This is a genomic window from Clostridium tertium, assembly GCF_902652255.1.
Taxonomy (GTDB): Bacteria; Bacillota; Clostridia; order Clostridiales; family Clostridiaceae; genus Clostridium; species Clostridium tertium_A.
This window is the reverse complement of record NZ_CACRTO010000029.1, coordinates 1-12140: the sequence shown is the minus strand read 5'-3', so window position 1 is coordinate 12140 and position 12140 is coordinate 1. Positions and strand designations below refer to the sequence as shown.

Here is a 12140-nt window from a genome sequence, read left to right as displayed (position 1 = left end):
AATTCAAATCAATCTATTATTTTACATTTATTGTATAGTAAAGGCTCGTACCATAAGCTGATTTACTCTTAAATTCTGATTTTAAATGTCTTTCTAAATCTGCAGCTGACAGTTCTGTTTCAGCTGAGTAAATTATTTTAATTCTATTTTTATCATCTAGAACTGTTAATTTAACCTTATCATCTTCATAGTTATCAAAAAATCCTCTTATGAATTTCATTTGAACTCCATTTATCTCTACTTTATACATACCATATTCCTCCTAATCAATTATTGAAAATTAGCTTTAACTTAATTTTACAATAATTTCATTTTAAAGACTTCTTTTTATAACTCAATAAAACAAATCTTATTTTTTATAATTTGTTTTATTTATGTAACATATTGTTATCTTTATTTTGTTAATTTCATAGATAAAAATATGTAAATCTATAGATAGTTAATCTTAATTGAGAATTAACCCATTTTAAATAAAAAAATATGACCTTAATCTTATTAAGATTAAAGCCATTTATGTTTATATTCTTATTATGTTACAAGACTAGTATTTTATTAAAGTTTACAAAAATGCACCCAAGTTTTATGTTAGATTACTTTTATTGTATAGTATAAAGTTGCTGCTATCTTAGAATGAGCTTTAAATCCACTCTTTAAATGTGCTTCTAATGCATTAGCATCTAGTTCTGTTTCAGCTGAATAAACTGTTTTAATTCTATTTTTGTCATCTAAAACAGTTAATTTTACCTTATCATCCTCGTAATTATCAAAATATTCTCTTAAAATTTTCATTTGAGCTCCGTTTATTTCAACCTTCATTATATTACCTCCTAATTAATTGCATATTTATATTTTTAAAGGCCATTTTTGTAATATATCCTCTTCCTATTATAGCAATAATTTCATAAAAAAATATACTATATGTAAAATATATAATTTTTAACTTTTAAAGAAATATTTTGTTTTCATTGAAAATAATCTCAATATTTATTATATGATTCTTTATTGAATTATAGTCAAATAAATTAATAAAGAGACTGTTAACAAACAGTCTCTAATAGCTTTCTTCTTATATAGTATTCTTTTTTACAGACTAAATAAAGCCACCAAAGCTAATATTGCAAATATTATGCTTACAATACTTGCTACTAATCCAACAATTGCAAATACCTTTCCTTTTTGATTACTTTTTGATATTTGAGCTAGTCCAACAGCTGAGAAAACTATTCCTAATATTGAAGGTATCCAAAACAAATTGATAATTAATGAAATAAGACCTAACACAAATCCAGCTATCGCCATCCCATTGGTACTATTATTTACCGTAGTTAATTGCTTATCATATTCTTGCATAATATGATCCCCCTTTTATTAAATAATTAATTTATATGTATTTTTCCTCTTTTATATTCTTAAAGGGAAAAACAAATATATATTAATTGTATAATTTTCCAGGAAATTAATTAACAAAAATCGTATGACAAATTATTACATACTTCAACTTCTTGTAAGTTATAATTTTGTAGATTCCATAATCGATTTATGTCTTACATTTACTGCATCAAAGTTCTTCAACTTAAATACTATCTGAATACAATACCCAATAGAAATAGCACTTATTAAAGTTCCTATTCCAACTTTTCCACCTAAAATAAAGCCTATTATTAAAACTAATATTTCTATACTGCCCCTAATTAATTTAATGGGCTTATTTAATTTGCTACTTAAGCCTACCATTACCCCATCTCTAGGACCACAGCCTAACTCACAACCTATATATAAGTAACATCCATATCCCATCACAAACATACCAATAATCATCATAACAATTCCTACAAAGAAATTGTTTGCTACAGGTATTATATTGCTTTCATTAATTATATCTACAAACTTTCCAACCATTATAATATTAAATAATGTCCCTATACCTATCCTTTGACTAAGTACTATACCAATTATTATTACTACCACACTAGAAAGTATATTAGCTTGTCCAATCGTCAACCCTGTTACATTTGATATTCCTTGGTGAAAAACATCCCAGGGTGATAGTCCAAGATTTGAATTTAACATAAATACTGTAGAACTTGCACATAAAATAAAGCCTATTATTAGCCTTATAGATTTTTTTAATATATTAATCAAAATTCTCACCTACTTAAAATTTTCATTAGTTAAATCTATATAATTTTATCATTATAAAATATAAAACAAAAATGTTTCTTCTCAAAAATTAGAATGTAGAATTCAAAATGAAAAATTAATGAAAAAAACTCCTAAAGGAGTTTTTAAAATAAAATTATCTTTAGTTGAGCTGACTTTTCCGACAGCTCATTTCTTTAATTTTTAAAAATATTTACTATTTCTTTTTTATTTACATTTATTAATCCAAGGTCTGACATCTTACCTTCAGGTATTACAGGAAGTGCTAAAGTAACTATTCTTAATAGAGGATTTTTTATTTCATTTAACCCCATTCCTCTAAGAATCTCCTTCATTTTTTCTGCAACTACAGCTATTTCTGAAGCATCTTTAGTTGTCATAAGTCCTGCAACTTCTAATTGAATATGCTCTTTTATCTCTCCATCTATAGCACAGCTTATTCCTCCACCTATAGATATTAAGTCTTCTGCTACCTTAAAGGCTTCATTTATATCCTTATATACTATAGTTAAGTTATGGCTATCATGAGAAATTGTACTTCCTAAAGCACCTTTATCTATACCAAAACCTCTTACTAATCCTATTGCCTTTGTGTCTAACTTTCCATGCCTATTAATAACTATAACAAATCTTAAATCATCATTATCTTCTAATGATACATACCCATCTTTAACATCTACAACTTCTTCAACTATTTTAGTGGATGAAGATCTTTGACTTTCATATCTAATAACATTTACTTTTATTTTCCCATTTTCTATTGGTGCCTTTAATTTAAAATCTTCTAAAGATAGATTATCAACATGAACTGAATTTTCTAATTCTATATCATACTTCTTATCTTCTATAGACTTTAATAAAGTACCATTTTCAGCAACTAACTCACCTTCGAAGATTACAGATTTAACCTTCACGTCTTCTAAGTCCTCTAAAACTACTAAGTCTGCTACATAGCCTGGTGCTATAGCTCCTAAATTAGTTACTCCTATTTCTCTTGCTGAATTTAAAGTTGCAGCTTTTATTGCATCAATTGGATGAAGTCCAGCTTTTATTGCAGTCCTAACTACATCATTCATATGCCCACTCTTAAGTATTTCATCTGCTTCTCTATCATCAGTACATAAAGTTAAATTCTCTAAATATCTAAAGTCTTTTACACCCTTTACTATTTCAGTGACATCCTTAGATATTGAACTTTCTCTTGCATCTACATACATACCATTTCTAAGCTTATCTCTTGCTTCCTTAGGTGTTCTACTTTCATGACAAGTGGTAGCCCCTCCACATAAATAAGCTGATAGCATTCTTCCACTTAAGAAAGGTGCATGTCCTTGAATAAAGGATCCTCTCTTTTCAGCTTTTTCTAATATGCTAACCATTCTATCACTATTTTCAACAACTCCTATAAAGTCCATAACTTCTCCTAAGCCAAGAACTCTATCTAAGTCTAGCATTTCTTCAATTTCTTCTGCGAAAAACTCAGCTCCTGCATTTTCAAAGCCTAAAACAGCTGGTACACAAGAAGGTGCTAGTACATATTGTCTCATCGGAAGATCTTCACTACTATCGTGCATGTACTTAACTCCTCTTATTCCATGAACATTTGCAATTTCATGAGGATCTGTTACCACAGTTGTTGTTCCATATGGTATTACTTCCTTTGCAAAGTTTCTTGGAGTCATAAGAGTACTTTCAATATGTATATGACTATCTATAAGTCCTGGTATTACATGCTTACCTTTAGCATCATAATAATTTTTAGCTTCTATCTCCTCAATGTTACAATTTTCAATCTCTGCACTTATATAAGCTATAAACCCATTATATATTCCAATATTACCATTATATATTTCACCAGTAAAAACATTAACTATGTTAGCATTTTTAATAAGTAAATCACACGGTCTCTTTCCTATAGATGCTTCTATTAATCCTCTTTTATCCTTAGATAAAATCTTCATTTTATTTCTCCTATACTAAGAAATATGCTATTAACGGAATAGATAATATGTATATTCCCCAATTTAAATCTTTAAATCTTCCTGCCATTACTTTAGTAACCATATAAGAAATAATTCCTATGCTTATACCATTTGAAATACTTGAAGTAAAGGCTGTGAAAGTAATAGTTGCAAAAGCTGGAAAAGCTTCTGTAAAATCATCAAACTCTATATTCTTAACTCCAGTAATCATTAATAATCCAATTAGTATTAATGCTGGTGCTGTTGCTTCACTAGGTATCATTCCTGCAATTGGAGTAATAAATATAGTAAGCGCGAAACATATTCCTGCTACTACAGCAGTAAATCCAGTTCTACCACCTTCTTCAACTCCAGCTGCTGATTCAATATAAGTTGTAACTACTGTAGATCCAAATAAAGCTCCAACTACCGTTGCAATAGCATCTACTAAGAAAGGCTTATTTATATTTGGTAAGTTTCCATCTTCATCTAATAAATCTGCCTTAGCAGAAACCCCTAATAACGTTCCTAAAGTTGAGAAGAAATCTCCAACAAAGAATGTAAACATTAGTGGGAAAAAGCTCCACTTTAATGCTGCCATTATATCAAGCTTGAATGCTATTGGCGCTATTGATGGTGGCATTGTAATTAAGCTTTCAGGAACATTAGTAATTCCCATTGGAATACCGATTAACGTTGTTAAAATTATTGCAATTAATACGCCACCTTTAACTTTTCTTGCTTGTAAAAGTACAACGATAACTAAACCTATTATTGTAAGTAAAACTCCTGGTGACTTAACATCTCCCATAGCAATACTTCCACCTTCTAAGCTCATTAAGCCTCCATTTTTGAAACCTAATAGTACTATGTAAAATCCTACTGCAACACCTATTGCATATTTTATATTCTTTGGTATTAAATTTACTATAACTTCTCTAAGACCAAATACAGTTAAAAGTATAAATACTACTCCAGATATAAATACCATACCTAATCCAGTTTCCCAGTTTACTATTCCACCCGCAACTAAAGTATAAGCAAAGAATGCATTACTTCCCATAGCTGGTGCTAAAGCAAATGGTAAATTTGTATATACTCCCATAAAAATACTAAACGCTGCAGCTAATATAGCAGTTACAACTGTTACTGCTCCTGTATCCATTCCAGCTGCTCCCATAAACATAGGTTGTAGTACTAAAATATATGCCATTGTCATAAATGTAGTAATACCAGCCGTTATTTCAGTTTTTACGTTAGTATTACGCTCTTTAAATTTAAATATTTTTTCCATCATTAGTTTATCCCCCATTTTTCGTTTGTTTTATACAAAATGCGAACTATATTTTACATATTATAATTATTATTCGTAATAGTCAACATATTTTTTAATATTTCTATAAAATAATTTAACTTTCTTACTATAAAAATAAAAAAATACCTTATATTCTTATAAATATATAGTCATTTATTCGATTCTTTGTATCAAGTAAATCTATATTTATTAATTTAATATTATACATTTAAAGAATTATCACATAATGTACCATTACCTTATGAAGAAAATATTAGAAATAAGAAAGTTGCTATAATAAAAGCTTTTATTATACACTATTAGAGTAAATAGAAACTAGATTTTTATAAAGGTGCTTTCGCACAATGAAAAATTAATAAAAAAACTCCTGAAGGAGTTTTAAAAAGAAATTAATTTTAGTAATATTGAAATTAATTATAATGGAGAATATCTTTGATAAAAGTAAAGTTCCCTTTTCAACAGATTTAATACTTAACAATAAATATTATTTGACTTATTAGATAAGCTCATTACTATTTTTATAGTATTAACATTGATAAAATCTTTACCAATGAATATGAAAGATAAAATAGGTGTATAAATAGATAGATATAATATAATAAAATAACTAACAAAAATATTAGGAAAATTGTATTATTAAAATCCTTTCCTTGCATCTGTGGAAAATGTAGCTTTTGCGCTTATATAGAGGATAATATCTTTAATGAAGAAGAAATAGTAAAATGGTTTATTGAAGAATATAAATATCTATATAGCTATGATAATATCAAAGATCTATATAATAACACTGACTTTTGGGTAGGTGATTAAGGGGACTTTTAGTTCCCTAACACCTTCTATACCATACTAAAAAGCATAAATCCAACTATATTAATAGCAAAATTGGCAAACATATGAATTAACCAGCTAACGTAAATATTTTTATATTTTTCATTAAAGTAATTAAATATAATTCCTCCAATAAATAATCCTGATAATGTTAAAATAAATAAACTAATATCAAACCATCCGATCATCATAGCCACATGGTATAAAGCAAAAGCTAAAGAACTAAAAATATATGCAAATTTCCTACTTGCTAATTCCTTAAGTTTTAAAAATGCAAATCCTCTAAAGAAAAACTCTTCCAACAAAGAATTAATAAAAGAAATATATATTGCAACAAATATAAAATTATCAATATCAACACCAACATTGTCTGATAATGACGAAACTACATTAGAAAAATCAAAAAATCCTCCTAAAATTAGATATGCCCCTAAAATAAATGAAAACACAGCAGTTCCAGAAATTATAGCAATAACAATTTCCTTCTTACTCTTAACTTTAAATAGAGAATTTAGGTTTAAGTCTCTATTATATCTAGAATATAAAATCGGCATTAAAGAAAAAAGAATAATTTTCACAAAAGACTTTATAAGATATTGAGGTCTTATTACAGCATCTATAAATCCCATTATTACGCAGCCTAATAATACAATTAAAATAATAGTTTTCTTTTTCTTTAACATATAATCCCTCCGCCCTTTTTCCCTTATTATTAAATGTAATATATAACTTATTATTTGATAAAGTATAAATAGTTTTTTTAGAGTAAGATAGAAATAAAATCTTGCTGTATTAAAAATAAAAAACACCACTTCTCCTAACAACTACTCATATTAGTAAGGTCATTAACTATTCTTTTATTAAAATATCTAAAGTATGAGCTCCTGCCCCTAATATATCTTGTCTTTCACATGTAGACAGATGATAGTCAATAAAAGTTTTAAATGTTTCTTCATCCATAGAATTTAAAATAGGTCTCATATAATTAGCAGGACCATCTGCTGAAATTATTTTTATTCTTTTTACTCCTACTGCTTCATTTATTTTATTAATATCTTCAACTCTTACATAATCATATAAATCTTCAGGCTCCGATATAACATGATAACTTGCATCAAGTTTTCCACTTTCAATGCACTTTTTTATATTATTTTCTTTGAATCCATATGTTATTACGCTATATTCATTCATACAATAAGCAACTAATATTTTCCCCCCTACTTTAGTTACTCTTTTTGCTTCTTCTAATGCTCTTACTTTATCTTCAAATGTATATAAATGATACATTGGTCCAAAAACTAATGTCATATCAAAGGTATTATCTTCAAATCTAGCTAAGTTTAAAGCAGTCCCTTGAAATGCTTTTACTGTGCTTCCTTTAGATTTTAAAACACCTAAATTATGTTTCACAAGTTCAATTGCTGTAACATCATATCCTTCATTAGCTAATGCTACTGAATATCTTCCTGTTCCTGCTCCAATATCTAATATTTTAAAATTTTTATTCTCATTTAAATATTCATGAATATATTTCATCGAAGTTATATATTCAACTTGTCCATGTCTTCTCGTTAATCTTTTATCTTCACAAAATTTATTATAATGCTTTTCTAATTCCACTGTCATTTCTTCTTCTCTCCACTTAATATATTTATTCTTGTCTTACAAAATATATAAACCTTTTTCACTAATACTCATATTTTCCTATTAAAATTATACTCTAACTATAAACTCTTTTAAATCCCTAGTCTAACATAGGATATTATAATATATTAATGTGAATCATCTGATTACTAGCAACTATTAATAGATATTTGAGCATTTAGTTTATACAAATCTCTATAGATAAACTATCCATAAGTCTAGCTTTTATTTAATTTATAGTTTTAGAACAATTCCTAGATTTCAGAATTAGAGTTTATAATAAAAAGGAGTTAGCAACAATCAATTTGCTTAACTCCTTTTTCTTATGTTATCTAATATATTTGCTAAAAAATGCTTATTAACAAATTGTAGAATTTATACCCTTAATGAACCACGAAATCCCCTTGCAGAATAGTATGATTCTGCTCCATTGTGATACATAAAGACAGTATCGTAACGACGATCACAAAAAATAGCGCCACCTTGTTTTCTAATATTAACAGGTGTTTTTACCCAACTAGAGGTTTTAAGGTCAAAACTCCCAAGCTTCTGTAACTCTCTATATTGCTCTTCTGTTAAAACCTCAATCCCCATATCTAAAGCCATATCAATAACATTATTTTGTGGCTTATTTTGATTTCTTGACTCTAGCGCTTTACGATCATAACAGATACTTCTTCTCCCTTTAGGACTCTCTGCTGAACAGTCATAAAAAACATATTCTCCTGTTTCTTCATCATAACCAATGATATCTGGTTCACCACCAGTTCTCTCCATTTCATAAAGGGACCATAGTTTTTTAGTATTATCTTCTAACTTTTCTTCTACCTTATCCCATTCAATTCCCTTATGGCGATTTATGTTTTTTTCAAAACGTTCTTTCAATACTCCTATTAGCTCTTCACATTGCTCAGGTGACAGTTCTCTTTTTTCCTTTTCCATATTAAAACCTCCTCTTATAATATATCTAAGACTCTTTTCAAATATATTCGTAAGCTCAATCACATTGATTCATAAAAAATTTCACTTGATATTGATTTTCAAAATATTTGTAAATAATTGTATCAAACACCATTTATTAAGTCAATCTTTAATAGGAATCCTAAGTAAGTATGACTAATATAATAATAAACGCTACTGAATTAAGTACTAGAAATCAAAAAAGAGTCAAGCAATTATCTCGCTTGACTCCTCTATTTATCTTACTTTAGCCATATTCTCTTTTATTTATTTTTTCCTATTAATCAATCAACCTTTACTCTGCATCAAAGATGCTCCGGTTAAACTTTCTTCGGAATGATCATTGTTTAGTAGGAATAGTTAAAATTAGATGGGAGACTACAATTTTTTATTAGTTTTACTACACCTTCAAGATGTTCAGTGGTATGTCTGTGAACAATTTATATTAAAGATGTAGTGTGATTGTCAATATCAACTTCCAACCTATACACCTTATTTACTTTAGAGCTATTCATCCTTATTTCCGGTTCAGTATATCTTGCCCAATTTTCTTCTTCATGATAAGTAATTCCTATTCCTAAGACTATTTCTACCTCTTTATAATATTTATTTTGTAATATATCACTATACTCAATCGTAAACTTTAATCTTCCACCTTTATTACTATATCTACTTGGAATACTATAGTTCGTTATACTACTACTCCCATTTGGCAGCTTGTCAAATAAATCTAAGCTCAATTCTTCCAATTTAAACCTTAAATCTATTAAAAGATTCCAGTGTTTATCCACTTGTAAAATAGCATCTTCATTCCCTTCTAATGAATACCCTATTTTAATATCATTAAAACATATATTCTTGATACTAAAGTTAAATACTGAGCCAACTCCAATGTTTTTTATTGTCAACGTTGCTAACGAATATTTATTATAATCCTCATCAATCACATAAAGTATATTCATATCATGCTCTTCAGCTATTTTATTTTTATTTAGTGATAGTTGTAAATATGGCATAACTGATAACCTTCTATCTTCCTGTGCTTGCTCTCTTGCAAACTTAATGTCTTGATTTAAAATTTCTCTTGAGTTCTCTCTATCTAATTCGGCTTGCTTTTTTGTAAAATTTATGGTTATAAAGATTCCTATTAGCGTAGCTAAAGAACCTACTATTGCTCCTACATAACTACCTAAAAATCCAACCCACTCACTATTTGATATATTACTTGGAATATTATTACCTATAACTAAGTAATCAATCACTAACGGAATAATAATAACAACAGTAACTATTATTATAGCTATTCCAATTATAATCTTTTTTCTATTACTCATTTTATTCTTCCCCCTCTTGATACACTAATATTAACCTTTATTATTCATAAAAAAGATTCTATATAATCTTATACCTATAACCTTTTACAACAAAATATCTTCAAACACCTCTTCTACTAGATTACCTTCAAATGCATCAAAAATTAATTCATCATCTCTAAAAAAACCTAAAATAAGCTTTCCCCACTCTTTAATTGTAATTGATCCTTCTATTAACCATAACTTTTCATGCAAATCTGAATGTGCATTTATATTTTGTGATTGCCTTACTCTATAATTATCTCTATCATAAAAATTTAACGACCCATCTATATGAGTGAAGTTATTTCCTTCCTCATTAAATATTGAATGCAAATACTTAGTGACTACACTTCTATTTTTCATTCCATCCACTAAACCTAATATCTCTTCTATTTCAATCCATTTTTCACTATCTTTCCTATGTGAAATCTTAAATTGTATCTTTTTCATTGTATTAGGGTTATAAACACATAATGTTTCATTTTTCCCTCTATAAAATGGAAATTCTATTTTATCTAAGTTTATAATTTCCCCCTGATATAACTCAGAGTGCACAATTACCTTTTCCTTGTATTTTTCTTTTCTTACACTTAAAGTTTCATCTAATCTTAGAGATATGCTGTTCCCTTTTTTGCTTAATAAATTTAATTGATCCAACAGAACTGATAGGTCTTTCCCAGTCACTTTATCTATAAATATAGGATTGTAATAGTAAAATTTATTTAAGAAAAATACGCCTTCATAGTTTAAAGAGTTGTTATTTGTAATATTTGTAAGTTTATATTTATCTTTACCATCTAATGGTATTTCTTCTAAAGGTATCTCCCAAATATCTTTGTAATTAAAAAAATTAGTCATTAAGCTTAATAAAACTACATTTATATCTGCAATTCCTTCTTTATATAAATGATAATGGTACATTGAATTCAAGTATACATACTCCACAACCTCATCTAAATTAGTTTTACTTACTACTAACTTTATTTCATTTATGGCTTCAATCAACAAACTGCTATACTCATCTTCTACCATTTTTATTAAGCTAATTACATCAAAATCCATTACTCTATTTGCTTTAATAAAATATACTGCTTTTTTAACAGTTATATTTTTATACAATTCTGATAAAACTTCCATTTTATCCCCCACTATAAAACTTATTTTTTAAACTGATACTCAATATCTTTAGCAATTACTTCTAATCTTTTAATTGTATTTCCCTTCCTCCCCTTTATTATCTTCTTGTTGTTTTTATCTATTTTTATTGTAAAATTTAAAGATTTCATTGAAAGATGAATTACATTAACTACCTTTACTTCTTTAAATTCTGTTCCATATTGTTTTAACATTTCTTCGATTGCAATTTTAGCATTATTACCAAAGCAAATAATCAAATTTTCAGTTCCCTTAACCTCATTATATAATCTTTGTATATTGCTTTTCTTTATTATTTCTTCTTTTGATGCTTCGCTTCTTTTTGTTTTAGCATAATACTCAACCTTTTTTGTTGAATTAGTAATACTTACATCATCCCTTACAAAGGAATAACTAATACTTTTATTAAGAATATCCAACAACTTTTCTAATTTAGAACCTGTTTGACCTGCTGCTGGTTCACCCTTCCTCTCTTCTATACGTCCTGGACATGAAAATACTAAAGTTATATCTCTTTTTTTACCCTTTTTATAATGACATTCCTTACCCATATTTTCCTCCCACATCAGTAATTCGATCTGTTAAGTTATATGAACATTGCTCTTCTCAACCAAAGGAAATACAATAGGTTTGCGAAACTAAATAATACCCCCTTAGAAAAGGAGAGAAGAACAATGAACAAGACTAATATAAAATGCCCACGCTGTCATTCTGATAAACTATATAAGTTTGGTTTTAATAAGCAGGCTAAACAAAAGTATC

The 12140-nt window shown here is 27.7% G+C and carries 13 protein-coding genes; 1 reads left to right on the top strand and 12 read right to left on the bottom strand.

What is annotated here, in order from left to right; translation table 11 throughout:
* Window positions 1-16: 16 nt before the first annotated feature.
* From GPX08_RS11760 to GPX08_RS11705, 12 genes are all read right to left on the bottom strand, one after another.
* Complete coding sequence (locus tag GPX08_RS11760; RefSeq protein ID WP_156627006.1) at window positions 17-250, bottom strand: hypothetical protein; 234 nt, start codon at window positions 248-250, stop codon at window positions 17-19.
* A 335-nt stretch (window positions 251-585) separates the two neighbouring features.
* Entirely contained in the window at window positions 586-819 is a 234-nt protein-coding gene (locus GPX08_RS11755) for a hypothetical protein (protein ID WP_136006007.1), read from the bottom strand.
* 264 nt (window positions 820-1083) lie between these two features.
* On the bottom strand, window positions 1084-1350 hold the full coding sequence (locus GPX08_RS11750; protein ID WP_136006005.1) for a DUF4190 domain-containing protein: 267 nt from the start codon (window positions 1348-1350) through the stop codon (window positions 1084-1086).
* A gap of 159 nt (window positions 1351-1509) precedes the next feature.
* Window positions 1510-2151: a hypothetical protein gene (locus GPX08_RS11745; protein WP_136006004.1), complete on the bottom strand. Its 642-nt coding sequence runs from the start codon at window positions 2149-2151 to the stop codon at window positions 1510-1512.
* Window positions 2152-2336: 185 nt separating this feature from the next.
* Window positions 2337-4121, bottom strand: coding sequence for an adenine deaminase (gene ade / locus GPX08_RS11740; RefSeq protein ID WP_156627005.1), 1785 nt, complete (start codon window positions 4119-4121; stop codon window positions 2337-2339).
* A 10-nt stretch (window positions 4122-4131) separates the two neighbouring features.
* Entirely contained in the window at window positions 4132-5418 is a 1287-nt protein-coding gene (locus GPX08_RS11735) for an NCS2 family permease (protein WP_156627004.1), read from the bottom strand.
* Between the two features lie 854 nt (window positions 5419-6272).
* Window positions 6273-6947 carry a CPBP family intramembrane metalloprotease gene (locus GPX08_RS11730; RefSeq protein WP_156627003.1) on the bottom strand — a complete coding sequence of 225 codons (675 nt, stop codon included), beginning with the start codon at window positions 6945-6947 and terminating at the stop codon, window positions 6273-6275.
* Window positions 6948-7113: 166 nt separating this feature from the next.
* The gene (locus GPX08_RS11725; protein ID WP_156627002.1) at window positions 7114-7890 is read right to left on the bottom strand and encodes a methyltransferase domain-containing protein; all 777 of its coding nucleotides are present in this window, start codon (window positions 7888-7890) and stop codon (window positions 7114-7116) included.
* 393 nt (window positions 7891-8283) lie between these two features.
* On the bottom strand, window positions 8284-8850 hold the full coding sequence (locus GPX08_RS11720; RefSeq protein ID WP_156627001.1) for a DUF4256 family protein: 567 nt from the start codon (window positions 8848-8850) through the stop codon (window positions 8284-8286).
* 458 nt (window positions 8851-9308) lie between these two features.
* Entirely contained in the window at window positions 9309-10202 is an 894-nt protein-coding gene (locus tag GPX08_RS11715) for a hypothetical protein (RefSeq protein ID WP_156627000.1), read from the bottom strand.
* A gap of 84 nt (window positions 10203-10286) precedes the next feature.
* Window positions 10287-11360 (bottom strand): hypothetical protein, encoded by a 1074-nt coding sequence (locus tag GPX08_RS11710; protein WP_156626999.1) that lies wholly within the window; start codon window positions 11358-11360, stop codon window positions 10287-10289.
* Between the two features lie 20 nt (window positions 11361-11380).
* A complete protein-coding gene (locus GPX08_RS11705) occupies window positions 11381-11944 on the bottom strand; it encodes a hypothetical protein (RefSeq protein ID WP_156626998.1) in 564 nt (187 codons plus the stop codon).
* A gap of 24 nt (window positions 11945-11968) precedes the next feature.
* On the opposite strand from GPX08_RS11705, the gene GPX08_RS11700 reads away from it, so the two are divergent.
* Window positions 11969-12140 (top strand): hypothetical protein (locus GPX08_RS11700; protein ID WP_156626467.1); only part of this gene is annotated, 172 nt, incomplete at its 3' end.

Excerpts from the sequence above, each read along its gene's own strand:
- GPX08_RS11760 (WP_156627006.1), bottom strand. The coding sequence starts at position 250 with ATGTATAAAGTAGAGATAAATGGAGTTCAAATGAAATTCATAAGAGGA.
- GPX08_RS11750 (WP_136006005.1), bottom strand. The coding sequence starts at position 1,350 with ATGCAAGAATATGATAAGCAATTAACTACGGTAAATAATAGTACCAAT.
- ade (WP_156627005.1), bottom strand. The coding sequence starts at position 4,121 with ATGAAGATTTTATCTAAGGATAAAAGAGGATTAATAGAAGCATCTATA.
- GPX08_RS11735 (WP_156627004.1), bottom strand. The coding sequence starts at position 5,418 with ATGATGGAAAAAATATTTAAATTTAAAGAGCGTAATACTAACGTAAAA.
- GPX08_RS11730 (WP_156627003.1), bottom strand. The coding sequence starts at position 6,947 with ATGTTAAAGAAAAAGAAAACTATTATTTTAATTGTATTATTAGGCTGC.
- GPX08_RS11725 (WP_156627002.1), bottom strand. The coding sequence starts at position 7,890 with ATGACAGTGGAATTAGAAAAGCATTATAATAAATTTTGTGAAGATAAA.
- GPX08_RS11720 (WP_156627001.1), bottom strand. The coding sequence starts at position 8,850 with ATGGAAAAGGAAAAAAGAGAACTGTCACCTGAGCAATGTGAAGAGCTA.
- GPX08_RS11715 (WP_156627000.1), bottom strand. The coding sequence starts at position 10,202 with ATGAGTAATAGAAAAAAGATTATAATTGGAATAGCTATAATAATAGTT.
- GPX08_RS11710 (WP_156626999.1), bottom strand. The coding sequence starts at position 11,360 with ATGGAAGTTTTATCAGAATTGTATAAAAATATAACTGTTAAAAAAGCA.
- GPX08_RS11705 (WP_156626998.1), bottom strand. The coding sequence starts at position 11,944 with ATGTGGGAGGAAAATATGGGTAAGGAATGTCATTATAAAAAGGGTAAA.